We start from the raw sequence: 25,584 nt of genomic DNA on the forward strand, positions 1-25,584 counted from the left end.
CTAAATTCTGAAAATATCAGCATTGATAATAATTCCAGCTATTACTTTCTAAACGTTCTTTCATAATCTTCAAACCGTATTTTTCTAATTTGTTTACGATCCGTTGTTCTAACAATGATTCCTTCTGATTTGCCTGATGCGTCGATGCCTACTTGCGTGTTTTCGAATCTTTTTAAATAAGAATATGTACTCTCAAGAGAAGTTGGAAACTCGGAACCCTTTATGGTTTCAAGAAGTGGTGCAGACTGCAAATCAATACTTTCAATAAATCTCTTCTTCTCAATTTCATCATAAAATGGTTGATTTCCGTGATCACGCCACATCGCAATTTTCTCCTGCGATAACTCAAGAAGTCTATATAATTCATCCTTATTCAAGGAGAACACATCAAATACACGATACCCTTGAGTTTTTCTGTCAGAATAGTTCTTGGATGCTTTAGTTTTCCCTCCATAAGATTCCTGATAAATTACGGTTAATGCCCAGTCACCCTCAAGAAGGATATCTGCAATTACTTTTTCTGCTAACGGCTTAAGAAATTCCGCAATGTTCCCATAAGGATTACCGATTCTATCTCCTTTTGCATATAACAATTCTTCTCTGGAACCAATTAGATAATCAACTTCGTTATTATCATTTTTTAATAAAATGATCCTTGAATTTTCACCATCTACTTTTTCGTAAACAAAAACATCGTCTAATTCTGCGAAGCCTCTTGACTCCGTTAAAACATCATTTAACCGACCTCGTTCACCTAATTGATGATATGTAAGAATGCTTGGGTACTTTGTTAAAGAATTAATTTTCTTTAAATCCATAAACTATTCTCCCACTTTCAAATTCACTTTATATGACTCTTGTTCTTATAAACATAAACAAAGATAGCCAAGGAATATTTTACCACTGATTACGTGTTCACGTGTTATTCCTGATGGGATTGTCATAAAGAGTTCTCCTTATTTGTTTACCAATTTAACTTTGAAGATAAGTATCATCATAATCTACGTAATTACTTTGTTGATTACGCATGAAGGTTATACGCAAAGAAGGTTCTTATATGTATTTTCAAGTGATACTCATGTAATAGAAAATCAGCAAAATAAGAATATGTAAATAGTAGTAAACACCAATAAATCTTCTTTAATAATCTGATTCAAATATTGTTTCGTTTTTATCATTTGAGAAAATAATTTTTAATTGAGCAGTCGGATTCCAAATCCTACTATCTTTTATAATTAGATATTTTCCACCTGTATATTCATACTCACGAGTCTTACTGTCAATCACCACTGAAAATGTTTTAGCATCTTTTAAAACTTGCGTATTATTAATTACAAGGCCAATTGAACCTTTCTCTAAACCACCAATAGCTATCTCATCTCGTATCATAGCCGTAGATTTAGTATAGTCAGAAGCACTACGATAAATATAAATATAGGGCAAGCCTTAATAAATTCAAGCATGTACGTATCTAAAATAACAAAGGATTTACCCTACTAACTCCACTATAACATTAAATGGAATATTTTCCGCAGCTTATCTTCTACCAAGGCAATCAATTCCGAGTTGTAGCCATTAGGTATTTATAGGTTTTATGACCATGATTTATCAGTCTGTAAGATTGTATTATCAGATGATTTTGATACCTTTAATGCGAAATGATTGAAGTTGCTTGTAAACAATGTTACTCTATCAACGGTAAACTCAAAATCTGTACTCTTCAATACATCTTATAATAGTCACTATTTTTAGTTAAGAAAGGTAACACTATGATAAAAGTTGATAACTTATCCTTCGCATTCCCGCAAAAAGAACTATATAAAAACATTTCATTTACGCTTGAAGAAGCACAACATTGCGCTTTTATAGGAACAAGCGGCAGTGGTAAAAGTACACTGATCGATATACTGATGGATCCAGAAAAATATTTGTTCGAAGGCAAGCTAGAGATGGACCCCACCTGCAAAATTGGATATGTAAGTCAGTTTTCGCAACTAGACAAATCTAAAGAAACAACCGTTTTTGAATATATAGGAGAAGAATTTATTAAGATACAAAATGAAATAACAGCGATTCTCACTGAAATGGAAACATCATCAGATATTGATTCATTACTCGAAAAGTATCAATTAGCTCTAGATGCCTTTGATTTAATGGATGGAAATGATTTTGAAAGCAATATTAATAAGAAACTAAATTTAGCCAACCTCTTGAAGCTAAAAGATGTTAGGGTATCCGACCTAAGTGGTGGGGAATTCAAGCTTATTCAAGTGATGAAGGAAATGCTGACTAGCCCAGACTTAATGATTATGGATGAGCCCGATGTATTTTTAGATTTTGAAAACCTAAATGCACTTAAAAATCTGATTAATGCTCACAAAGGAATATTGCTAGTTGTTACGCATAACCGTTATCTATTGAATCATTGTTTTAACAAAATTATACACCTTGAAAACATGGAGATCCAAGAGTTCGATGGGCGATATATTGAGTATAACTTCTCATTACTTCAGACGAAAATTGAGTTACAAGAAATCGCAGTCGCTGAACAAGAAGAAATAGAGAGATACGATAACATTATTGATAATCTTAGAGCGATCGCAACCTATAATTCAGAAGCATCTAGAGGGAGAGCGTTAAAAGCTAGGGTTAAGTTTCAAGAAAGATTGGAAGCGCGAAAAATTAAAGCGCCATTCGTTGATATTAAGCAACCAAAAATCAGTTTTGGTGTGGACAATGAATTTGAAGAAGACATCACTGTTTTAAATGTGAATAATTATAGTGTTTCCTTTGATGAGTTGATTTTAGAAAATGTTAACTTTGAGATGAAACCTACAGATAAAGTAGCCCTTATCGGTCCAAACGGTACCGGGAAAACGACTTTACTCCGAGATATCTTTAAAAATAATCATGATTCAATTGAAATAAATGCTGATATTAAAGTGGCTTATCTTTCTCAGCTTCAAGACGAAGTGCTAAAGGATTCTAATACCATACTAGAAGACTTCATCGATGCTGGGTTTGCAACTTATGACGAGATTAGAGCACATCTTTCAAACTATGGCTTTGAAGGAGAAATTCTTACTCAAAAGATAGAATCTTTATCTGGTGGCGAAAAAAATATACTGCAATTGGCGAAAGTTTCTGCTAGCAAAGCAAACTTATTGCTTCTTGATGAACCGACAAGCCATTTAGACACCTATACACAAATCGCACTGGAGAAAGCCATTGAAGATTATAAAGGTGCAATTCTCATGATTTCTCATGATTTCTATTCTGTAGTAAATGGTATGGATTATGTACTAATCATTGACGAGAAGACGATTAGAAAAATGAGTATGCGAAAATTCAGAAAGATGATTTATGCCAGTCATTTTGATAAAGATTATTTAGAAAATGAACAAAATAAAAAAGCAGTTGAAATGAAAATAGAATTAGCTTTAAAAGACAATAATTTTGAACTTGCAAAAGGTATGGTTGACGAGCTAGAAGAGCTGATTAAGTTACTTTAAATTCCAACCTTCTGAATGAAATGATTACAAGAACGATGAAATAAAATGTTGGTGGAAAAGTATCCACATTAAAGACACTGATGAATAGATCTCAGTGTCTTTTTACTGCATTGATTTTATTGATAGCTCATGCCGGGACAGTGGTTCACTTATCATTAAAAATCTTTCCCAACACATTTTTTGCCAAACTCCTCTTCACCTCTCTGGTTGATATAACTATAATGAAGTATCATGAGAAATTTTTATCAAAACAGTCTTTGGTCTCGCATTTAATTTTATACCATTGATAACCATAATCCGATAAGTTTGGTAGGATCAATAATTTGTTACCACAGCGGATACAATTATTTTCTGATAAATTTCCGTTCTTATAGTCCGCTAAGTAACCTTCTGCTAGTTCTACTTCCTTAATTATATTTTCTAGAGCAACATCGCTTATATCAAAAGGGGTCATATCTCCTCTATTTGCATAAATAGAGCGTGAAAAAGCTCCAAATCCACCAACCAGTTCGTGGTGATGGGTATTAATCCGTCCCCCACCTCTCTCAAATAATTTGATCATCGGTTCATATATATCTGGAAACTGTAATGCGATATTGTCGCGCGCATCAAGCAAAGAGCACCAGCGTAAATAATGTATACTTATTAATTTCATAAGCATAATATCAATTTTATTAAAATTCGGACACGTTTCTAAGAAAATGTCCCACTCATTTTCCTCCATTTTAAAACCTAATAACATATCCATACCTATGTATATACTTGCTGCTTCCTTAGAGATAAACTGCAAAAACACGCCGACTCTACGGTAATACTCTGCAATCAAATTAGCATCTGCTTCATATTCACCTCTAGATCTTACTTCTTCGTATCTTTTTTTTGAAATTCCAATGTATAAATTCGCATTAATATTCTTAATTCTTTCAACACCTGATTCGTAATAATTCATGAAGATTCCTCCGACTTAACTCACAAATGTAGTTCCCTATATCTGATAGAAGATTGGTTTATTTAACCAGCTCGCCCGATTGTATCAGATTCAATTTTCTCGTTATTTATCGGTTTGGAATTAAAAAGTTAGTTGGTAAAAATTATTTCATTCAAACTGTATTATTTTGATTGATTATTGTCAATGCTGTTCGAAATAGTTTATTACAGAAAACAACAATTATGTAATCCTAAATGAGCACTAAACTTATTGCACTCAATTCATATTACTATAAAAAACAGTATATTAGTGGTTTAATCTATTATGCACTACAGCTTCAGTTGTAAGAACATAGCTGCAACGGATGGTGCGTTTTGAAGAGCTGAACGGCGCATCTATTGATAGTATCTATCATAAAAAAAAGACTACTTCTTGTATTGATGTTAATTTTTTAAGTGTAAAATGGTGATTAGTTAATGTAAAGTATTCATAAGTAAATAGTTCTTAATCCTATTGCGCTTCTAGTAAGGCTGCGGCTTGGATACGAGGAAACGTCTATAGTAGCAGGTGCGATAGTAATAAGATTAGGCATTTTTGAAACCTCCTATATATTTTTGCGTACAAAATGTTTAACTTTTTGTACATATAGTATGCTATTAAAAAACACAATTTCAACACTTAACAAACAAAATGTTTGCGTTATTGTACTTTTGTTCAAGAAATATAAAATTGAGGTATAGATATTTAGGAGGAATACATATGAAACTTCGTCCAAGCTACAAGCCGATAGAGATCACACTAATACGACGAGACAAGACGAAAACGTATCTTCGGAATACATTAGGTAGGTTTGTCTCCTGCAACTATTGCTAAGATGTCCAACGGAGAGTTTGTTGCGCTCAGTGTAATCGCGCGTATTTGTGAGGATTTGGATTGTAAGATCGAGGAGTTGTTGAGTTTGTAGATGACACGAACATGGTCAATGTCGAATAGCGTTAAGATCACCGTCAAATTAGCCGCTCTGTACCATGTCCTAACGCTAATACTCCCGAAGGGCTAGGCGCGCTAATTCAAGGGCTTACGCAGGCAGATAGGACGATACGAACAAATAAAGGTGCAGCCCTAACGGATACTCTCCGCTAAGACTGCGCTTTAACTACGTTAACAACTTAGCACATCAAAGGTGCTAAAGCTCCGAAAAATCCCTTTGTTTATGCGGCTTCCCAGCGCAAGTCCTTAACGGAGAACGCCAAGATTAACGTCATAATCAATCGCCTGCAGCACTCCGCTTACACCGTAACGCATTCCCCTCCGCGAGCCCCTCCGTATATGCATCGTAAAACAGACCCACCGGAGAATATACGCTCTCCTTCGGCAATCCTGTCCGCATGTTTACCGCCTTCGCGAAATACCTATCCACAGCCAGTACGATTTTGTCCGGCTCTAGTCGGGAAATAAAACTTCTCATCAATGTTTCGCGTTAATACTATACGAAATTACAATGCCCTCACCTGAGTGGCGTACACATCCACACACAACTCAATCAGCGACAGATGCATTAAAATTACAACATATCCCCGAAAGGAAGTAGCGCTAATTTGTCGAATATTACTTTTATTGCGGAAGAAATTTGGAAACATTCGAAACTATGCGGATATTACAGATGGACGACGAATTATTCATGGCAGCGTTAGCACAAGTACACGTTACGGTACGAGAAAAAGAAGACGTCAGAATTAAAGAGCACAGTGGACCAATCCAAAAGTATACGCCGGTTAGCGTGAAGAACTCCGGTGCTTATTATATGCGGATTAATTATAACTTTCCGGTTACGAAGGAGGGCGAGCGATAAAATGGGAGATAATAATTTAAGTCTCAGCCTCTCTGTCCTGAGCTATCCGGCCGAGATGTTTAACGACGCGTTATTCAATAAAGATGAAGGAAATAAAGCAATTGACGAATTTCAAAAACGACGATATTATCGGCAGGCTATCCTGAATTTTTGCGCATCAGTTGAAGCAGCACTGACTCAGCTTGTTCATAAAAAGCTAAAATTAATGGCTGAAGATTTATCTCCGAATAATACTATTCTTCTTAAATTACTGCAAAATGGAAGCAAGGTACCCTCCGAATTCGAGAATATCTCAGCAAAAATAAAGAAGTTTGAAGAACTGTTTAGCTGCAATATCGACCAACTCACTCTTAGTAACTATATGAGATTAACGTCTCAGAGGAATAAAATCACCCACTTCAACGAGTCTAACAAATCTTTACTTTACGCGACGAGCACTTTAAGGAATATTGCAGTAAGCGCCCCGTCAAAAGTAGAGGCTTTGTTGTCTGAGTTGTATAACCATTCAGGGTTCACTAGGAGTGCAAGCCCTTTCTATAAACAGCGTAAAGCAAGGTATTAAACGATAAAATCCATAAATATCGGACTCTGTAAAAAAACGTGATAGTGCAATTTTTTTATGTTCTCACGCGTTCTAACCCTCGGCTCCACATATATAAAATAAACGTCCTCGCCGATAATCAACGGTTTCACGACTGCATAGAAGTTTTCTCCTACGTAGGCGACGGATCAGACACTACTACAAGTAACGGGTTGGAGTAGAGAAACGAGAAAATAAAACAAGTATCGAGCAAATCATGAGCAAGCACTTATAGCTATAAGGGAGATGGAATTTATGTCAAAAAAACTGCAGGTTTTTATTTCCTCAACATTCACTGACCTTCAGGATGAAAGACAGGCAGCCGTTGAGTCGGTTCTTAAGTCCGGTCATATTCCTGCAGGAATGGAATTGTTTCGCTCTGGCGATCAATCTCAAAAAGACACAATAACAAAATGGATAGAAGAGTCCGATGTGTACCTGCTGATATTAGGCGGCAGATATGGTTCTATAGAAGAAACGACTGGCAAGAGTTATACACATTGGGAATACGACCTAGCAGGAGAATTAAAAAAACCCAGATTCGCAGTTGTAATCTCTTCAGATGCTCTTCAAAAAAAAATTAAGAAATTGGGGAAAGCTGTTATTGAACTTGATAATGCACAAAAATATGAAGACTTCAAATCAAATGTACTATCTAAAGTATCGCGATTCTTTGAGGATACTAAGGACATACAGATAACAGTGATGCAGACTTTAAATGAACTTGTTAAAGACAAAAACCTATACGGTTGGATCTCAGGTAGGGCTGTTCAAAATAGCGAAGAATACGCAACATCGGTGCTGCACTATAAAAAGGAGATGGATCAGCTTGGTCGGGAAAACGAAAAGCTAAAGCAGGCACTCCAACAAGCAACGGTTAAAGAGCGACAGATACAAAACAGCCCTCCAGAAATAACTGACAGACTAGAAAAAGTTTTAAAACTATTGAGCGCTTCATACATCAGTTCGTATCCCGGAATTAGTTGGGAGATAATATTAGAAAAAAATGAGGAAGACGGTGAGTCATCTACAATTATTCTCCAGTACCCAGAATCAGATTACTCGCCATACTATATTTTCAGTCCAGATCAACAATATTATCAAAAACTACTCATTGTGAAAGAAATTACTCTCGAAGAGTTCAATGAAACTTTAGCTGAAATACGAGTTTTTGTACACAACTACAAGCATGCAGAAGGAGTTCCTATACACTTCATCATCGCTATTCCCGGAGATCACGGTAATCTGCAAGATATTTCGGAAAAGTTCCTAAAGAAAGCAGTAAAGCTTGAAAAAGTTACCTCCGAAGTTGAATTTAAAATTGAAGTATGGGATGAAAATGTAATATCGCATTTCGAGGATGAATTAGGATTATCAATTAACCCATTAGTTAAAAAGCGATAACGGGCAGCCGTGTCAAGAAATACCTGGATGTACATGGTCTGCAGCACCGATCGCAGCTTTGACACGGAACATACACGACCAAACTGAGGGTTACATAAGCCTGCGAAAAGGCACGCACAACAAGCAAAAACCGGTCGACCCTATGTGGGCTTTCCGGCTTGACTTCATTATTTATAGATTGTATTAACCGTCGAAAACATATCATGTTGCTTCGATATGTCCAGCTCTCACCATGTTAGCATTGTGTCCTAGTAACAATCTACGAAACTACAATGCCTCACCTGAGAAATGAACACACCCTCATAAGATCCCCTTTTCGTAAATAAAAACGCCTCCTCCTCGGAAGAAACTGGCGCTGTTTTGTCGAATGTTATTCATCAACACCCCCAGAAAGGCGCTGATTGTTACGGAGGTATACACGGACATCGAATTATTTACCGCGGCACTGGCGTAAGGTCGTGTAACCGCACGTGAAAAGGACGGGCGAATAGCGGAATACGGAGGCCAGGTCGAAAAATACACGCAAAATACCGTCAAGATTGGTGGAGTGTACTAAGTTAGATCCGCACATGAATTTCACGTAAAGGAGGCGACAAAATGACGGACCCACAAGCGCAAGCACTGCGCGATGCTATCGAAAAAATGTCCGAGACACAGGCAAAAAACACGCTCTATCGCATCTTTGCGAAACTAGAGCGTGTTGGTCGTAACAACTATACAAAAGAGGACGCCCAGCGCGACATAGAAGAAATACATGCAGCAGAAATAGGACGCCCTCAAATATTTAACAGTAAGAAATAAAGATCAACCTTATACAATAAACTCCGTAAATACCGGACTCCGCAACATACCTGCGCGAGTCCAATTTCGTATTTTCACACGTATTCAGCATCTGTAAGGATTGTTAAAAGAGCGCCATCTCTCCGTTTTCCTGGCGCTCCCTGTTGTGTCCGACGAGAAATAAGCGTACAATGGCGTTAAGTATTAAATAGCGGAGGGGTAACCGGATTCTTTGGTCGGATGATCGGTTATTTTAACTCCGCTTTTTTCTGTCAATAACTAATACCAATGAAGCAAATGATATCATTAACGTTAATGCCTCGTTTATAGTCAACATCTTCCTCACCTCCTTCAACTGACGCGAATCCTCGTTGTTTATTGAAACGAGGCATCAATTCTACTCTTGTTTCATCGAACATAATTCAACCAAACCGCAGTAGTCAATGTTAGGATCTTACAGAAGTTGGGAGGTCGAGGGCGTAATGGAGATTGCGCCAAGGGTAGCGTTCGACGGCCGCGAAAAAGATTTCGTGATTAATAGAGTTCATATATCTCCAAGTACTCACTCGATCGTTAAATTTTTTCTTGTGACAGGACGCCGTGGTGAAGTCTTAGCCGCAGGTTTATCTCTCGAGCCATCATCCTCGTATGCCTCATCTCCAATCACTCTACCATTGATATACTCCCCATATTTTGTCAGCACTCCTGTCGGCTCACCTTGTGAGTCTTCAAGCTCAACATACTCACTCAATCCAAAAACTTCTTCAGCACTGAGTAGGGCGTTAATTATCATATTCTTTGCTATAGTACTTCTTTTAAGACTTGATAGTTTTGCAATATAAGCAAGACGATTATAATCATACTCACTTAACACCACCGTAATTCGTTTCTCCTCACCTCTATCTCGCTTCTCTCTCATGCGCTGATCTTGGGCAAGCCTCTTAAAATATTCTGTATTTGCATCCATTTCATTACCTCCCTTGGTATATTCTGATTATACACACACCAATGGTTGGAGTAAATACTTAAAATAAACTTTTTACATATAAAAATAAACTTTTATAAACCCACTAAAATCAACGCCACAAACTGCGCAGCCTCATCCGCTAAATCCGTCTCCTGCACGATGCCCCAATTCGGTAGATATACGATCTCAACGCGCGTATCCTCGCCGCTATTACGCCCTTTGCCGAGTTCGATTACGCCGTGCCCTTCGTGTGCCAGCGTATCAGTTCCGAACAGGTACGTTGAATCTGCGAGTATCGTCTTCGTTCTCATGACGAATTACCGTAATCCGTACGTTAAATGCCGAGTCGCATTATCGCCTGGACATCGCCCGTCTCACCTCAGATTATATGAAACAAGCAGTATTGTTGCAAAGTTGAATTTAAGCTATCTTACTAAAACCTCTCTTATTATACTTTGTATACAAAACAACCACTTTTGTATACATAATAGTTACTTTTGTATACAAAAGTATCCATTTAGGGTACATTTTTCTGTCTACATGAGATATGTTAAGTTAAACGATCTCTCATTTTCTCTTAAATACTCATGCTGACGCCGTTTTTCGAAAATGTCTTTATTCTCGCTATGAAATCCACTTCACCATGCATATCACGTATACGATCCGCTAAACTCGCGTCGAATACCTCCGCTAAATCTTCGATCGCTATATTCGATGGCATATAGCCGGCATGGTGTTCGTCACACGATAACTAATTCCGCTATGTGGAATCTGTCCGAAGCTACGCGTACTCCGATCTCATCAAGAACCGCGATGGTACGGTTTTGGTAGGATAACTCTGTATATAACTCCAGGAGCGCATTCACATCGAAAAAGTAAGCCGAACGTTCCAACGGTTGCCCCTTTTCATTGGTGAGATCCGATATATGCGGATAATATACGAGTTAATTACTGCGGCGGTATCCGCAACGTACACTGTACGGATAATATGCAGTTTTTAGCGTGCGTCAATTGCGTTCCTCCTTCTATATTTACTTTATCTCAGATATAAACAACTGTCATTCAACAAATATGGTTTGAAATTGTAGCTTGACAAGCCCATATTTAAGCTATGTTTAGCGCTTTTGGACCAAAATCGAATAAAACCAGCTCTATCACAACCATATTTACCAAATAATGTGTCAGAGGATCAACTTCCTATTACGTTTTTTCTTACAAAAACTCCGCCGACTCCTGCGCTGCCTTTACCCGTTCCTTACGTTGCCCGTTCGCAAGGACTTGCGGCATTATACGCGGCAAGAGATACGTTATCAAAAAAACCGCCGTTAACTGCGTATATTTCGTTGTTACGCGATGTTCTGCGAAGGCACGTTCGATCGTTTCGCGTAAAGGACCCGCACCGTACAGCTTGAGCGCACGTTTGATTACGCCTTGTTCGAAGCGATAACCGCCCGCAGCCGGAATGTACGTTTCGACTCCGTAACGGTCGCAATTTAGCTCCGTAATCATCACCTAGACGGTCAGCGTATTCCAATCCGCGAGAGGTAGATTGCGCCAGTCTTTACGTTGGTCGGCGGTGATCTGAGCTATGGCACAAGTATACCTCCTCATATATAAAAGTTTCCAATTAGAGATTCTGCGATATATCGAGTATTTAAGAGAAAAACCCCATGGTAGTCTAGACCATCTGTGTGAATTTTGGACCGAAATCGGATTTTCTTGTATTATTTTATACTGGCCTTACTGACTCTACACCACCGATTATAGAATGATAGATAGCAAATCGTAAAACTCCAAATCCGGTGATTGAGTAAACTATCGTAGTGTCAGTCGATTCTTCGGAAAAATCAGTTAATGTTAACAATCGTTAATAACCTGTTGAAATACTGTTAACAATTTTTCAGTTAATGTTAACGATAATTCGGTAAATGTTAACATATATCCGCCTGGCTCTTCCCCTCTTTCCTTACATCTATCTCGATCATCTCCCGTTTACTCCCGAATACTACGCCGCACGCACGTTTTCTTTTTTCTACCGTTCTTGAAATACTGCGACCGCATCTCGCCAGCTTAACGCTACATTACTCGGTTTATCATGTAAATACAGATTAAACCCACGGATATATCGTTAGTTAACTGCGCCATTAACTACACTCTCGCTTCGTATAATGCTCGATAATATCGGCAAAAACGCTGACCTCCAAAGAGACCAGCGCTCATCCTACTCGGGACTCGCCTTTGCGTGCTCTATCACAAATCATCGTCTACTAATGCTACATATCGTTTAGTCATTGTAATATCAACATGCCCGAGCGTTCTTTGTAGCGAAAAGGCTAACGCACCATTACGAATGAACTCTAGTGAAAATGCATGTCTTAAGTCATAAGGGCGGGATATGAACACCAAGACTCTTACTATGATGTTCAAGATGATCACCCCACACGTGACGGTTAAGCTTGTTTCCTGACTCGGTGCAAAATATGGGTACTTTATTTGCCCAAAACCTCGGACGTAATTGAACGAGTCTTATTAGTGCATTTTTTGTTACTTCGGAAATGCTTAATGTGCGCGCTACCCTCATTTAGCTTTTGCTGCAGGTATATAAATACTCCCCGTCATTAAATTAAGGTTGTCTGGTAACAATCCGAGTGCTTCAGAAGGCCTTATTCCCGTATCCAAAGTTAACAATATAAGAGTGTAGTCTCTCATACCTACAAAAGTAGATTGATCAGGCACACTCAGAAGTTCCTGAACACCTCTAAATCGATAGCTACAATTCGAGAGCATTCTTTACGCTTTTTTTAAAGTACCTAAAGGGTTTTCTTTAAGGTACCCTTCACTAACACACTACTTAAAGAATGTCCTTAAATAGACAAGTCGGTTATTAAATGTTGAGGGGGCAATTCCTTCTTGAGAAAGGTGTTCTATTAAAGACGCCTTAAGAGCGATGTGAGAACTCCATGCGCTGGGGTATCGTTTAATAAACAAATTAACATTACGTACGTAGTCGTCGTATGTATGTGGACTAATTCCTTGTAACTTCTTTGTCTCCATAAACTCATCGAGAAGCTCAAACAACGGACGATTACTTTTTGGATTTGAACGTTTTATAGGTGACATTATTAGTATCCCCACCTCCGCCTCCTGATATTTATAAATGTCGTTAAATTTGACGACAACCCCTAACATAAATACAGCGCCAATCTCCGGAGAGATTGACGCATGTTTGTATATACCGTGAACTTACGTTAAGATTTACTTTAGCTAAACGTCCGATAAATTAGCGCTACTACATTAGGCGAATACGGAAAGTTTAACGGAGTCGCACACCGATAGTTTATCGGAATCTCCGTTCAACGAACGTACAAGTTGACGTGAACAAATGTTCTATCAAACGTCCTTATTCCGCGTAACACCAGCGTTTCAACTAACCTTATGCTCAATCCGCAGCTTGTCGGCTACCATGGCAATAAATTCCGAGTTAGTAGGCTTAGATTTGGAGATATTAATGGTGTAGCCGAATAAATGGCTGATGGAATCGATGTTGCCGCCTAGAGCCGTAAGGGTCCAACGATATTTCAAACCTTATACTTTTCCCATCTCACTAGGTATTTATAGGTTTAATGACCATAATTTATCGGTCTGTAAATATTGTATTATGATTTAAACATGAAGACAAGTTCAAAGCCTATAAACTCATTGTATTAATAGCTCATATGCAAAAAAACACCTATAACTCTAAATGAGAAGGTGCTTTCGTTACAACGTATTTGGATGTATGAGTAATTTCTTACCCTAAAAGGAAAATTTCATCCGTTTTATTTATTTGTTCGATGTATTATTAGATCATTGCATCGCCTTCTCTTCTATACTTGTCTCTAAGATACCAAACCTTTTCTAACAACTCCTGAAGATCATCGTTATTCCAATTATCTTTTTCAGAAGTATTTAGAGCCACAAAACTCTTTGCTTTTTCAAAAACTTTTAAATCAACAGGATTGTCAATTCTCTCATGCATGGGATTATATACAGAAAACCAATTTAGTACGTCTTCTATACTTAAGTGTAGACTTCTCTTATGCCTAAGTAGTTCTTGATTTTTTCTCATTTCATCTTCCGCAATCAATCTATCCAGATGCAAATTAGCTTTGATAATATCCTGATCCAATTTAGAAAGTTTGGTTTGAAATTCAGTAGAATTCAAGAAATTCTGAATATCCGATTGAGTTTGATTAACATCTCTGCTTGATCACTTTGAGTTTAATCTTTTTTAGCATCCAGCCAAAAACAACCACAATAATACCCACTAAAATAGAAGCAATTGCAAGCAACCAATTCACTATATTAGACATTATTAAAATTTTATCATCTTTCGTCTGAATTAATACTTCATACAATTTTTCAACAGCGACTGAATCGTTGGTTTGAATCATTTCCTGTGGCTGCTGGGTCGGAACTGCGGTTGGTACAGGCTTCACTACTCCTGTGGCCAAAGAATATGATTGGCCTACAAAAACACTTATCAATACAATAAAAAAGAAAGCAATGATCGACTTTCCCCTCATACTCTGACTCCATTCCTATAAAATGTATGATTTATCAGAATTCCAGCTTATCAAAAATTCGGACAAAAATTTTAGCAATATTCTTTGCATCATCAATACCTCTATGATGAGTGCCATCCAAGGGCAAGTCCAACATCTTTAACGCTCGTTCCATACCAATACCTTTTTCAATTCCGATCATTTTCCCATGTTGGTGCTTAATGCTGATGTGCTTTTTAAGCCAATCAGTGTTTATCTTATGTAATTCGCAATCTTTTTTAAATTGGCTTTTGTCGTAAAATCCCCAAGAACACAAATAGAACTGTTCATTTCCAATCCATTCTTTGAATTCAAAAAGAGCTTGTGAAAATCCTGGTGCTTTATCTACGTCTTCCTGTGTGATTGAGGTGAGCTTTTTACAAAAATCCGCTAGTTGCTGATTTAATTTCGGTCTAATAAACGTTTGAAATTCACTGACAATTTCAAGCTTGTCGTTTACTTTAACGGCTCCAATCTCAATAATTTCATTTTGTCTTGAACGATCATTTTCCCAGCAAGTTGCCTCTAAATCAAAAATAATATAGTTCATTTACTGACTCCATTTCTTATTTTTTATTTCTACATATTAAAACTCTTTAAGCAATATTTTGTATTTCTTGTTCTTTGAGTCTTTTATCTCAAAGAACACTTTAGTACATCTTCTGACAGTCTCCGTTTGTTCTTTAGTTAATACATTAGAGAGATCGATGGTGATAATTTCTTTATTCTTCACATTGGCGTTTATAAAACCATCTCTAATTGTCCAATGTCCATTTGACCTAGCTGTCGAGTTATCTTTTGGCTCTAAAGAAAGAATTAAGGAATTGTTTTCATAAAAACTAAACACCCCTTTTCTCAATACCTTTGGTGTATCAGACGAGTTAAATATCTCCAACACTAAATTGATTTTTATTTGATCCGAATCTGAGATGTCACTAACCGTGTCATAATCAGAAAATAATGGATTTTTACGTTTTTGGAAAACCACTTCATTTTTTGATACGTAAAATATAAATTTTCCAGTTTTCTTTAAAATCTCAGTCATTATTAAAGTCAGCATGACCCCCAACAATGCTCCGATAATCCCTTCAAACTTTTCTAAAATTTTAAGTACATCATCCAAGTACAAACACCCCACTCTTTATGAAATGCCACTTTCATTTTGTAATTTCAATGAATGGATATTTCTTTAACAATTCATTATACAGTTTTGACGCTCTATTCTTTAACTTTTCTACGTCTTCTTCCTTATCTAAAATATGCATCTTACTATGACAATTTGGGCAGAGAGCGATAGAGTTTTCAAGTGTATCAAAACCGCCCTTAGAAAGCCAAATAATATGATGGGATTCAAGGAATGGATTGCCCTGTGAATCGAGAAATGGTGCTGGCAGTTCACATAGTTGACAGTCTCCATTTGCCAAAATTTTTGCTACTAATTTTACTGTTTCATCTCTTTCATAGTACTTTGCTTCTTTAAGTAAAACTCGACTATCTTTATGATTAATAGCCTTCTTTAGGATCGACTCTAAAGGAAGAGATCTAACTACTTGTTCTACTTGCGCACTATTTACTCCATTTTGGAAAATCTCATCAAGTTTTATATATATTGCTCCTCTAGAGATTAAATCCTTTAATGCATTATCGGTTGTCATTGTAATTGCCCATTGACCATCCACATTTTTGTTATGTGCAAAATATTCATCCGCTAATTTTCTAGGTATGATTAATTGAAACCCATTTTCTTCAGCATAAACAACGTAAAGTAAAGTATGAATATTGTTCTCTTCTTGTCTTTTAATGTGCTCAACATATTGCTTTCTATTGATGAAGTTTAGGTTTATATCTTGAATAGCATCTCTATCAATTTTGAAGAATGCTATTTTTTCTCCATCGTTAATTTTAGATACTGACTCGTAATATTTCCCTCTTACAGGCTGAGGCTTTTCATAGCCCAGTAGATCTGCCAATATATTGAGAGCAAGTATAGACCTTTCGAGCACTATGGGTCTCAGAATAATACACTCCTTTATTTTGTAATTCTTAATTCATAATAAAATTACGTAATTAGCTCGCTTAATTAAAGCACATAAAAGTCATATTTCATTCACTCTTTGTATTTATGGATAGCCCCTACGATTGACATTTGTAAGGCATGGTAAACAATGTTTAATCACTCTTTTTCTTTGTGTATCTAAAAGAAAACCTTTCTTATATAATTCATCTTCGGTATATTCATCTTCCGTTACTTCCTCAATTTTCGCAATTAGGGCAAATAACAATCCATTTTGTCTTTTCCATTTTTAAATTCCTCCTAATGATCTACTTAAAACTCACATTTCATTGCTATAATTTATTTCTTTTATTCCAACTGGATTTCGAATCAGTCATACCACATTGGTCACAAACATAATCTCCTGTTGATGATCCTAAATAATATTCTTTGAGTAAATTCGGATGATTACAAGGTTTGTCTCCATTTTTTTCTTTCCACTGTCTTCTGATTTCTTCAACGTCGTCCGATTGAATGTGTTCCAATAAAATCTCTCCTTTTAAATTTAATTGTTAAAATCGTCATTCTAAATAAAAGATTCGTTTTATCTGCTCTTCAAATATCTATCTGTACATCAAGCCACAACATCAGTAACTATCACATCTATCATCATTTTCACGACTTCTTCTCGGCTCTTTGGCTTATTCGTTCAAACTTCGACGTTAAATGACTCTTGCCATACACCTTCAAATCTCTTAGATCGCGCTCCCTTAGCCTTTCAAACAAAAACTCTTTTGGTATACTCGACATACTTTGATTCAAGCAATAATCTACGGGAAATTTAGCAACCAATCGACCTTCAAGGAATTCATTTAATGTATAATCTTCATAAAACTTATGTTCATCGTCAGGGCACACAAAAATCCTAGTAGTATCTAAAGCTCTAAAACTATCTATGACAAAAGAGCCACTATCCTCACACCTAAGTCGATCAAATGATATCTGCTCTCTCCAATGTTGGGGGATTCTACTTTTTATACCATGACCACGACTACTAGTGCCAATATAAATTTGACAATACTCATCTAAAACCATGACATAAAACCCATAAATATCTTCTACATAATTAAGATCGTTAATTTCATAGAAATTATTCGAGATTACGAACTTACTCAGTTCTTCATTAAAGTTGATCCAAGACAACGACTTGAAATACCTCATATTGAGATCAAAACGAGTCATAACCTTCTCTAACTTAAGCTTTGATTCTTCAAACGAAGCGGCATTATCTTTATCACTTTTCTTCACATAATTATCGGTGGTTAGTTTTAATTCACCATCTCTATTGAGTACCTTTACTCCAAAATGTGTGGTCATATATCCCTTACCATCTCCTCATGAAAGATTGGTTTTATTGAGTTTTGTTGTTTAGCACTGGCTCATAATACTCATCTAGTGTTTTTGATTTAATATGCTCATCAGAATACTTATTTAAAATTCCTCTTGTTTCATTCTTTGACCGTTCCCAGTCATGTTTCATTAGAACACTAATACAATAACGCAATTCATAAAGGGTATCCTTATCTCTTTGGCCTTTTTCAATATCCACCAGCAGTGAAGCAATTCTATTATCTAATTTATTAGTTGCTTTCTTTGAGGGATTTAAACTTATAATCAAAAAAGTTACTAACTCACTGATACGCACTTCGCTTTTTTCGTTTGGATTTAGTGCCAACGCATATAACTCAGATACGTTTTCTTTGATAGTTTTTCTCCAATTTGCTCGTTCCTCTGTTATGTACTTAAGAGACATTGTTTTATTATTGTTTGACCTTGATACAATGGCAGAAATTATTGCAGCAACAACTACAGGTGCAATAAAGGCAGTAATAATTGTATCCATCTAATCAGCACTCCCACTTTATAGTCTGTTTGTGACAGCAACGATAAAATCGTGGATATTCATTTCCGCAACACTCTTCAGATCATTTAGTTTAATGGAATAACTAGTTTCGATTTCTTCAATAATTTCTGAAAGCCCTTCTTCATCCCCGAACACACCCATGGTCGCAGCTACATTAATACGTTTCACCTGAAAATGGTCAGCAATAAATTGAGCTATTTCATTATACATACCTTGTTCATCTCCTCATGAAAGGCTAATTTCATCATCGATTTTCATTTGTGTGTAATGTTAAATTTAGGCTTCATTTTAATTCTAAAGTAGCAATTTCTGCTGGACTTAAGTTCTTATAGCTTTCGAATGCTATCAAATAATTGTTTTTCAAATACTGAACTGAATCATTTCCAGCCAATAAAAAATATTCTCTAGCCACACTTTTTCTAAAGGCTGATTTATCAATACCTATCTTATTATTATGACGGACTGGATTGTTTACTTGAAAAGAATCTTTACTGGTAAACTTTGATGTCCTACATTCTAAATATTTTGGATTCAAATGCTGTGACCAAATTCTTTTTCTTAATCCACCTTTGCCCGTTGCCTTTCCTATGTAAACTAGTTCTTCGTTTGATTTGGTGTACCATGTATAAATACCAATATCTAGAGGAATATCATTTCGAGCAATAAGATTTGCATCGTGCTTCTTATCCCACATAACATCTCTCCTCAAGATTCAGTAAAAGATTCATTTTAAAACCAATTCAATCAACCCTGTATCCATATTCACACTAAAACCAAACTTAGAATAAAAATGTTGCAAACGATCAAAATGATCTTTATCAACGCTTGAAAGTCTACCGCGAATTCTTTCAATTTTTCTTGATTTGGCAATATTAATTAGACAATCCATAGCCAAAGACCCATAACCTTTATTAACATTATTTTCAGAACACTCAATGTCTTCAATAAATATAGTCTTGTTTAATAAATTTAAATTTGTGTTGATTGTCAAATACTTATAGTTTCTATTTGGACTAGTAACCATGATTTGAATATCATCGTCGTTATAACCATAGAGAATTACTTCTTCGGGATAGTGATAAGTTGATTTTGTTGAATCTATAGCAAGAATTCTATAATCTCCCTTGACTATCCATTTTACAGCATCAATTATTTTTTCATTCTTGTTAGCTTCCAATACTGCTTCAGATCTAAGTCTTTGCAAGTTAGAATTCGATTTTTCAAGGTACTCATTCATTTCAAATACTCTGGGGTAAATAAGATTTGATAGCCACTTTCTCATGAGATCATCCCTTATACAAGAATTGTCTTACTCAGTATCATAAAGCCTCATTAATTAATGATAATTCATTTTCAAATTCAGCAATCTTCTTAATAACTGCTGGACTCATCATTTTATAAAGATCAGAATTAATGACATACTTAGTCTCCAGCTCAGTCAATCTGTTCTTACTATCTTCTAAATTTCTCTGTAACCACTCTATTCGCTTCTCTTTTCTTTGCTTATCGTATTTCTCAACATCTTTTTCGCCCCATTTACTTTCAATAAAAGCGTAAATTTCATTCATTGCGTTTAGATCATTATTGATATTGTCCAGTATGAATCCTTTTAAATTAATCATCATTCCTTGAACCCGATCTTCTTCATTTATCTTATGTCTGCCCATAATACTCACCTCGTTTTTAATATCCTATATTTGTCTCTTGTACTCATTTTCAATCTCATTAATAAGTTCAGCATAGTCTTTACTCATATCATCAGACCATTCATCAGATTCAATATAATTCAAATCGTCATAGGTATAACTGTCCAGTTTGCGTACCAGCAAAAATACTGTATTTGAAAGTAGATGGAGATCAGACATTAATATTGGTCTCATTTTATCTACATATCGCTTTTTATCAAAGACCTTCAACTGGAGGTAACTTTCTTCAGTTTCTCTTATGTACTCATGCTCACCATCCTCTTTTAGAACAGCGTTATACACCTTAAATTTGTCAGTCTGTAGTTTTATCTCTTTGTCGTTTTTGTTTTTATTTTCTTCCCAAACTCTGGCTTCACTCTCCTTCCATAGTAAGTAACGATTGTTCACTATGTTTCCTAGCAAAGATATTGCAGCTCCACCCAAAGCACCAATTACACCAATCCATGCTGCGTCCATATTATCTGCTCCCACCCCTAATGAAAGTATTATTTGATCAAATTATCAATTTTCTTATGCACTTTCGCTTCATATTCTCCATTTTCATTTTTTCAGCGATAACTGATAAAACATAATCCTTATATTCATCCGTAACATATGACTTATAAATCGCCCAGTGAACATCTTCGGGATAGTGTGAGTATCCAACATCAAAAAACCATTTTACATCGGTATCTTTGATATCATTTACAAATAACCAAATGCTTCCTGCACATGGGCAATTGTCATTAAACTCTTCTTCGTTTTATGAATTTCCCTTCTCACTTCACCCACCTCTTTCCCCATGAAATGTAGTTTTCATGGGGTTCTTAGATTCAATTAGCATCAAACCTAACTCGCTAAATCGTATTAATCCAATTTATAACACACGAAATAATCATACCATAATTGGAAAAGTATTCTTATATAATCATATCTAATTTCTAAATATAGTCACGAACTAGATGTACTACTAGTGATCCTTGAAACTAGAATCATACTATGGATTTTAACCTACCCCCACCGTCCAATAAAACAAAAGCCACCTTTATGAGGTGGCTAATCTTTTAATATACGATCAACAGCATTCCGCTTATCTTCTTCACTTGGCATCGAATACCTTAAAATCATATCTGCTGAACTGTGTCCACACAAGCTTTGAATAACGCTTATATCTTCTCCTGTACGTACAAGTCCTGTAATGAAGCTGTGGCGAGTCTGATGGACGTTGTGTCCTTTCTTCTCGATCAAGTGACAAAACAATTTAATGCTGGAGAATTCAAAGCTAAGCGTCAACAAGAAGTCTAATTATGCCTAGGCTTCCCCTTAAATCCCTATCATAATATGGTTATTTTTAGTCAGAAAAAGGATTTGCTAACGCCCATTTCGTTATTACCTTCTCTAGGGAATCCAGCCGTGGTAATGATCTATACCAGTGTACTGCTTGATCCCCCGGCAAAGAACTTGAAGCGGCTAAAAATGCACGCTTTACCCAAGGTGTAAAATCAGAAACATTACGTCTGCGTGAGCGGAACCAGTAGTCATACCCCGCTCTCCCCATTGCCAAGATTAACTCCCGTTGGGAGTACTGATCAGACAACTCTGTATAAAGCCGAGAAAACTTGTCTTCATTATTCCACTCATTATCATCAGTGAAGATATTTAGCATTAAAATTCTATTATATTCCAGATGACCAACTACAGAATCTTGGCAAAGGTCTATCATTGTGGAACCTATTCTATGCTTTGTCTCAGTCTCAATATCGATTGTTTGAAAATACATCATAACTTCTTTAAATACAGGATACAATTTTTCAATGTTCTCTATGAGACAATCGACGCTATCTGGATTACCTATTTGGGTCAACCGTTTAAGTAGGAACCTGACTAAAGAGATGTCTATATCATCTACTTCGTTAAGATGGCTCTCTAATATTTCCTCAAGGTTTAAACGCCTAATCTCTTCTTGGGTTTCTTCATCAAGCTCATCAAAATCAAAATCATAGTTGACATATATTATTCCTTTTCTCTCAATTATTTCATGAAACTGCTCGTACAGTGTGCTTATTTCTCGGTCATCTTCATTTCTTAATACTACAGCCTCAAATCTTTCCAGTGTCATTACTTGAGTTTTATGTTGTTGTAATGTCAATCCATGATTCTCGAATAAAAGGTTAGCTAATGTAGCGAGTCCCTCGAACGCTTCCTTTTCAGTCTTGCAAAAGATTCTGTAGTCATCTACAAACCGGCAGTGTCTATAGCCTTCACCCATCAACCCACGGTCAACATCATCTAATACTAATTCAGCAAGCAATCTAGAAGCTGCCTGCCCCACAGGTATTCCATAAGAAACACTGCCGTTAAGTTGACTTAAACATTTCTTCAATGCTTTTACGTGGTTACCTTTGGTGGTAGCCTCACCTAATGCTTGCTCTAATGGATGGGAGTATATTCTCGGAAAGAAGTCCGCTATGTCTGCAACAACAACATATTCGTATTCCGTAGAGTCTACTTGCTCTATGCAATAATTTTGAAATAATCCCCAGTTATAATCAGCGGCATACATTCGACCATCCCTATCTGGGTCAAATCTATGTGAAAATACAATATTTTGATCTTTAGGAATCCTATATTTTTCAAGTTCCTCTCCAATCTCATAAACAAGTGCAGTAAAGATAATTGAATCTAACGGATCTAACTGGGTGGAAATACGGAAACCATATCGATGTTTAGGTGTTAGTAATCTACGATACGCACGTAAGTCCCAATCTAAGATGTTAAATTGAGTTAACTCTGGCTTAATATCCGAATCCCATTAAGATCTAATAGCTTTAAACTCAAATGGTAGAGGAAATATATCTGTGTCTCCGTATTTTTCGATATGTTTTAATGCCCAATTGTATGAACGTTCTTTAAGTCGTAACATATATGAACTCCCCTTCTTCTGAATACGCGAGACAATTATACCATATGTTGGATTTTATATGTTGGTGTATTCTTTCAAATGCTTTAGTACATAAGTCCACAAAGTTCGTACCATATAATTGCATACTGTCAAAAAGTATAATTTAAGCCACATGTGTCACATGTGCAAATAAGTACGTTTAGGAATGTGTCAATAAACCAAATAAACATTTAGAAACATGTCATAAAAATGATATATATTTTGACACATAAATGGTATAATATTCATATAACAAAACATGGAAAGGGTGATGGCGATGAGTGACATTAGACATTTTGGCTATGTGCGAGTATCTAGCAAAGACCAGAATGAAGCAAGACAATTAGAAGCAATGAAAGACCTAGGAATACTACAACGTGACATGTACATAGATAAACAGAGTGGCAAGGATACTAATAGAACTGGATACCAGTCCATGAAGAATAGCCTTAGAAAGGGTGATATTCTATTCATTAAAGAACTTGACCGACTAGGACGTAATGCACAGGATATCAAACGTGAGTGGCAAGAGATAACGCAGGAAATAGGCGCTCACATCGTAATCCTTGATATGCCCATCCTTGACACCAGACAGTATCAGAATGGGTTAGAGAAGCTTATATCAAGTATTGTTCTTGAACTATTATCATACATGGCTGAACGTGAGAGAGAAAAATTAAATGGAAGACAAGCAGAAGGTATTGCTACAGCGTTGAGTAACGGAGTGGTATTCGGACGCCCCAAACAAGTAATTACGGATGATTTTAAGCATTCATACACTGAATGGAAACAAGGAGCGATTACAGCTGTTGAAGCTATGAGAAGGGTTAATATGAAGCCTAATACATTCTATCGTCGAGTCAAGGAATATGAGTTGCAATCAAATTAACCGTCCCTAGTGGACGTTTTTTTCATCTTGCATTAATCTGATTAGCTATAGTAGTCGAACACTATTTATCTTCCTCAATTTTTTATATACATTACTTTATGTTTTATCTTAGTGATAATTATCTATATCGTAATCTATAAAGAATCGCTAAAAAACGCTTTAAACAGCCAGTTTAATAATTTCAGATTTATATCAAATTCATTATCATGAATTCGCCTATTTTTAAGCATTTTTATAAAATTCATTCAAATTCTTTAAAAAATGAAATTGAAATAATCCTTTATGTTTAATGGGTTTTTCTACTCTCGAATTTTTAAGTCAAATATCAAAAATCTTAATTAATCGTAGATTAAACATTTTACCAGCTCACTATATCATCCCCTCTAAAAATTCCACTAGATCCTATAGTTTCTATAATTATGTAGTATTATATTGTCGATAATGATAATATATTGACATATATAGGTTGAGGAGTGGTATTATTGATATTTTGTAATAAGTGTGGGCAGGAGAACCCAAATGAAAGTTCTTTCTGTAATAAATGTGGAGCTGGACTAATAGTTAAAGCACTCCAAGAAAACGAAGATAAATCAGACTATAAAGAAACTATTGAGCATCAAAATTCTAATTATAAAAAAAATCAAAATTCAACACCCAAATTTAGAATGATAATACCTTTTCTCTGCATTTTAGTGATTTTTCTTATCGGATATTTTGTATATAATTCCTATTTCACTACAGAAGCAAAAGCAAAAAATACTGTAATTGATTATCTCAATGCTATAAAGAAATCTGAAAGTACATATGATTATAAAAAAGCAAATGTAGATGATTTTATTAACGTTTTAAGCTATAAACATGTAAAAACATATCCTATTAAAAAATTGGACAAGACATATAGATATGATCTGAATAGCTATGAAAATGATTCTTATTATAAAAATAAAATGACTTTTGCGGAATACATAGAAGAGGAGAAGAAAGCTAAAAATATAATTGTTTATGAAGGAAGTAAAAGTACAATTACTATTGACACTTCTGAAGTTTTTGAATATACAACTGGTGACAAATATAATAATGTAGAGTTAGTATTTGATGTTGAAGTTACAAACGGTCTAGGAAATAAATTATATAAGAAAGTTCATTTTTATGTTGATAATAGCATTAGTTCTTCATATAAAATTAATGAAATAATTTACTGATCTAATATCACCCGCGACGAAGGGGGTCTTAGGGGGAAACTGCCGCGAAAAAACACTTTTAATGAAGCATAGCGGAATGAAAGTGTTCTGCGGTTTCCCCCTAATAATTCTAATCACATATCTAATATATAAACTATTATTCTGGGGGATGCTGGAACCAACTCCACAACTTTGTCATGTGTGCTATCGCACTCCTGTCATAAGTTGTAGACCTCCTGCACCATCCCCCAGCCCCCCCTTCACAGGTTTACATGAGATTTGATAACTTACTACTCTAGTAAAAAGTGTCACCTAGAATGTCCGTTAATATATATAATATATACGGACACAAGGTGACACTTTTT

Annotated in this window: 32 protein-coding genes and 1 pseudogene; 8 read left to right on the top strand and 25 right to left on the bottom strand. The window is 35.9% G+C overall.

The window, feature by feature from the left end; translation table 11 throughout:
* Positions 1-41: 41 nt before the first annotated feature.
* Both MHI25_RS22010 and MHI25_RS22015 read right to left on the bottom strand, forming a co-directional pair.
* Positions 42-818 carry an RNA ligase family protein gene (locus MHI25_RS22010; protein ID WP_076184157.1) on the bottom strand — a complete coding sequence of 259 codons (777 nt, stop codon included), beginning with the start codon at positions 816-818 and terminating at the stop codon, positions 42-44.
* A gap of 322 nt (positions 819-1,140) precedes the next feature.
* Entirely contained in the window at positions 1,141-1,443 is a 303-nt protein-coding gene (locus MHI25_RS22015; RefSeq protein WP_076308888.1) for a hypothetical protein, read from the bottom strand.
* A 326-nt stretch (positions 1,444-1,769) separates the two neighbouring features.
* On the opposite strand from MHI25_RS22015, the gene MHI25_RS22020 reads away from it, so the two are divergent.
* Positions 1,770-3,512, top strand: a complete 1,743-nt coding sequence (locus MHI25_RS22020) for an ATP-binding cassette domain-containing protein (protein WP_076129468.1) — start codon at positions 1,770-1,772, stop codon at positions 3,510-3,512.
* Positions 3,513-3,741: 229 nt separating this feature from the next.
* On the opposite strand, the gene MHI25_RS22025 is transcribed toward MHI25_RS22020, so the two are convergent.
* Positions 3,742-4,461, bottom strand: a complete 720-nt coding sequence (locus MHI25_RS22025) for a hypothetical protein (protein ID WP_076129467.1) — start codon at positions 4,459-4,461, stop codon at positions 3,742-3,744.
* Between the two features lie 853 nt (positions 4,462-5,314).
* On the opposite strand from MHI25_RS22025, the gene MHI25_RS22030 reads away from it, so the two are divergent.
* The gene (locus tag MHI25_RS22030; protein WP_305953561.1) at positions 5,315-5,404 is read left to right on the top strand and encodes a helix-turn-helix domain-containing protein; all 90 of its coding nucleotides are present in this window, start codon (positions 5,315-5,317) and stop codon (positions 5,402-5,404) included.
* 303 nt (positions 5,405-5,707) lie between these two features.
* On the opposite strand, the gene MHI25_RS22035 is transcribed toward MHI25_RS22030, so the two are convergent.
* Positions 5,708-5,908: a hypothetical protein gene (locus tag MHI25_RS22035; protein ID WP_143762757.1), complete on the bottom strand. Its 201-nt coding sequence runs from the start codon at positions 5,906-5,908 to the stop codon at positions 5,708-5,710.
* A 162-nt stretch (positions 5,909-6,070) separates the two neighbouring features.
* Here MHI25_RS22035 and MHI25_RS22040 point away from each other — a divergent pair, with 162 nt between their 5' ends.
* The 4 genes from MHI25_RS22040 (at position 6,071) to MHI25_RS22055 (ending at position 9,077) form a co-directional block, all read left to right on the top strand.
* Positions 6,071-6,292 carry a hypothetical protein gene (locus tag MHI25_RS22040; RefSeq protein WP_340394294.1) on the top strand — a complete coding sequence of 74 codons (222 nt, stop codon included), beginning with the start codon at positions 6,071-6,073 and terminating at the stop codon, positions 6,290-6,292.
* 1 nt (position 6,293) lies between these two features.
* Entirely contained in the window at positions 6,294-6,854 is a 561-nt protein-coding gene (locus MHI25_RS22045) for a hypothetical protein (RefSeq protein WP_340394296.1), read from the top strand.
* Positions 6,855-7,127: 273 nt separating this feature from the next.
* Positions 7,128-8,276 carry a DUF4062 domain-containing protein gene (locus MHI25_RS22050; RefSeq protein WP_076129465.1) on the top strand — a complete coding sequence of 383 codons (1,149 nt, stop codon included), beginning with the start codon at positions 7,128-7,130 and terminating at the stop codon, positions 8,274-8,276.
* A 597-nt stretch (positions 8,277-8,873) separates the two neighbouring features.
* On the top strand, positions 8,874-9,077 hold the full coding sequence (locus tag MHI25_RS22055) for a hypothetical protein (RefSeq protein ID WP_076129464.1): 204 nt from the start codon (positions 8,874-8,876) through the stop codon (positions 9,075-9,077).
* 541 nt (positions 9,078-9,618) lie between these two features.
* Here the strand turns inward: MHI25_RS22055 and MHI25_RS22060 are convergent.
* The 21 genes and pseudogenes from MHI25_RS22060 to MHI25_RS22160 all read right to left on the bottom strand — a co-directional run bounded on the left by MHI25_RS22060 (position 9,619) and on the right by MHI25_RS22160 (position 22,771).
* A complete protein-coding gene (locus MHI25_RS22060; RefSeq protein WP_340394298.1) occupies positions 9,619-10,023 on the bottom strand; it encodes a hypothetical protein in 405 nt (134 codons plus the stop codon).
* A gap of 92 nt (positions 10,024-10,115) precedes the next feature.
* Positions 10,116-10,334: a hypothetical protein gene (locus MHI25_RS22065; protein WP_076129462.1), complete on the bottom strand. Its 219-nt coding sequence runs from the start codon at positions 10,332-10,334 to the stop codon at positions 10,116-10,118.
* Between the two features lie 429 nt (positions 10,335-10,763).
* Positions 10,764-10,916 carry a hypothetical protein gene (locus MHI25_RS22070; RefSeq protein WP_179086314.1) on the bottom strand — a complete coding sequence of 51 codons (153 nt, stop codon included), beginning with the start codon at positions 10,914-10,916 and terminating at the stop codon, positions 10,764-10,766.
* A 319-nt stretch (positions 10,917-11,235) separates the two neighbouring features.
* Entirely contained in the window at positions 11,236-11,532 is a 297-nt protein-coding gene (locus MHI25_RS22075) for a hypothetical protein (RefSeq protein WP_076129461.1), read from the bottom strand.
* A 741-nt stretch (positions 11,533-12,273) separates the two neighbouring features.
* Entirely contained in the window at positions 12,274-12,450 is a 177-nt protein-coding gene (locus MHI25_RS22080) for a tyrosine-type recombinase/integrase (protein ID WP_179086313.1), read from the bottom strand.
* A gap of 996 nt (positions 12,451-13,446) precedes the next feature.
* A pseudogene (locus MHI25_RS22085) lies at positions 13,447-13,572 on the bottom strand (sporulation initiation factor Spo0A C-terminal domain-containing protein); the annotation flags it as partial.
* Positions 13,573-13,864: 292 nt separating this feature from the next.
* Positions 13,865-14,227, bottom strand: coding sequence for a hypothetical protein (locus MHI25_RS22090; RefSeq protein ID WP_076129460.1), 363 nt, complete (start codon positions 14,225-14,227; stop codon positions 13,865-13,867).
* Positions 14,228-14,255: 28 nt separating this feature from the next.
* On the bottom strand, positions 14,256-14,516 hold the full coding sequence (locus tag MHI25_RS22095; protein ID WP_340394305.1) for a hypothetical protein: 261 nt from the start codon (positions 14,514-14,516) through the stop codon (positions 14,256-14,258).
* A 106-nt stretch (positions 14,517-14,622) separates the two neighbouring features.
* On the bottom strand, positions 14,623-15,156 hold the full coding sequence (locus tag MHI25_RS22100; protein ID WP_076129458.1) for a 3'-5' exonuclease: 534 nt from the start codon (positions 15,154-15,156) through the stop codon (positions 14,623-14,625).
* Between the two features lie 36 nt (positions 15,157-15,192).
* Positions 15,193-15,729: a hypothetical protein gene (locus MHI25_RS22105; RefSeq protein ID WP_076129457.1), complete on the bottom strand. Its 537-nt coding sequence runs from the start codon at positions 15,727-15,729 to the stop codon at positions 15,193-15,195.
* Between the two features lie 34 nt (positions 15,730-15,763).
* Positions 15,764-16,576 (bottom strand): HNH endonuclease signature motif containing protein, encoded by an 813-nt coding sequence (locus MHI25_RS22110; RefSeq protein WP_340394308.1) that lies wholly within the window; start codon positions 16,574-16,576, stop codon positions 15,764-15,766.
* A 376-nt stretch (positions 16,577-16,952) separates the two neighbouring features.
* Complete coding sequence (locus MHI25_RS22115) at positions 16,953-17,144, bottom strand: hypothetical protein (RefSeq protein WP_256715831.1); 192 nt, start codon at positions 17,142-17,144, stop codon at positions 16,953-16,955.
* A gap of 130 nt (positions 17,145-17,274) precedes the next feature.
* Positions 17,275-17,976 (bottom strand): hypothetical protein, encoded by a 702-nt coding sequence (locus MHI25_RS22120; RefSeq protein WP_340394311.1) that lies wholly within the window; start codon positions 17,974-17,976, stop codon positions 17,275-17,277.
* A 34-nt stretch (positions 17,977-18,010) separates the two neighbouring features.
* The gene (locus MHI25_RS22125) at positions 18,011-18,502 is read right to left on the bottom strand and encodes a hypothetical protein (protein WP_076129453.1); all 492 of its coding nucleotides are present in this window, start codon (positions 18,500-18,502) and stop codon (positions 18,011-18,013) included.
* Between the two features lie 18 nt (positions 18,503-18,520).
* Positions 18,521-18,733 (bottom strand): hypothetical protein, encoded by a 213-nt coding sequence (locus MHI25_RS22130; RefSeq protein WP_076220639.1) that lies wholly within the window; start codon positions 18,731-18,733, stop codon positions 18,521-18,523.
* 73 nt (positions 18,734-18,806) lie between these two features.
* On the bottom strand, positions 18,807-19,217 hold the full coding sequence (locus MHI25_RS22135) for a hypothetical protein (protein ID WP_076129451.1): 411 nt from the start codon (positions 19,215-19,217) through the stop codon (positions 18,807-18,809).
* Positions 19,218-19,247: 30 nt separating this feature from the next.
* Complete coding sequence (locus MHI25_RS22140) at positions 19,248-19,805, bottom strand: GNAT family N-acetyltransferase (RefSeq protein ID WP_081393667.1); 558 nt, start codon at positions 19,803-19,805, stop codon at positions 19,248-19,250.
* 37 nt (positions 19,806-19,842) lie between these two features.
* Positions 19,843-20,190 (bottom strand): hypothetical protein, encoded by a 348-nt coding sequence (locus tag MHI25_RS22145; RefSeq protein ID WP_076129450.1) that lies wholly within the window; start codon positions 20,188-20,190, stop codon positions 19,843-19,845.
* 24 nt (positions 20,191-20,214) lie between these two features.
* Positions 20,215-20,685 (bottom strand): hypothetical protein, encoded by a 471-nt coding sequence (locus tag MHI25_RS22150; RefSeq protein WP_340394313.1) that lies wholly within the window; start codon positions 20,683-20,685, stop codon positions 20,215-20,217.
* Positions 20,686-21,264: 579 nt separating this feature from the next.
* Positions 21,265-21,456: a tyrosine-type recombinase/integrase gene (locus MHI25_RS22155; protein ID WP_256715830.1), complete on the bottom strand. Its 192-nt coding sequence runs from the start codon at positions 21,454-21,456 to the stop codon at positions 21,265-21,267.
* A 103-nt stretch (positions 21,457-21,559) separates the two neighbouring features.
* Positions 21,560-22,771 (bottom strand): RNA-directed DNA polymerase, encoded by a 1,212-nt coding sequence (locus MHI25_RS22160; protein ID WP_340394314.1) that lies wholly within the window; start codon positions 22,769-22,771, stop codon positions 21,560-21,562.
* 655 nt (positions 22,772-23,426) lie between these two features.
* Between MHI25_RS22160 and MHI25_RS22165 the strand changes: the two genes are divergently transcribed.
* Positions 23,427-24,038 (top strand): recombinase family protein, encoded by a 612-nt coding sequence (locus MHI25_RS22165; RefSeq protein ID WP_340394315.1) that lies wholly within the window; start codon positions 23,427-23,429, stop codon positions 24,036-24,038.
* Between the two features lie 482 nt (positions 24,039-24,520).
* Positions 24,521-25,240, top strand: a complete 720-nt coding sequence (locus MHI25_RS22170; protein ID WP_081393740.1) for a zinc ribbon domain-containing protein — start codon at positions 24,521-24,523, stop codon at positions 25,238-25,240.
* Positions 25,241-25,584 lie beyond the last annotated feature (344 nt).

The sequence above is a fragment of the Paenibacillus sp. FSL E2-0177 genome, from assembly GCF_037992975.1.
Lineage (GTDB): Bacteria > Bacillota > Bacilli > Paenibacillales > Paenibacillaceae > Paenibacillus_AQ > Paenibacillus_AQ odorifer.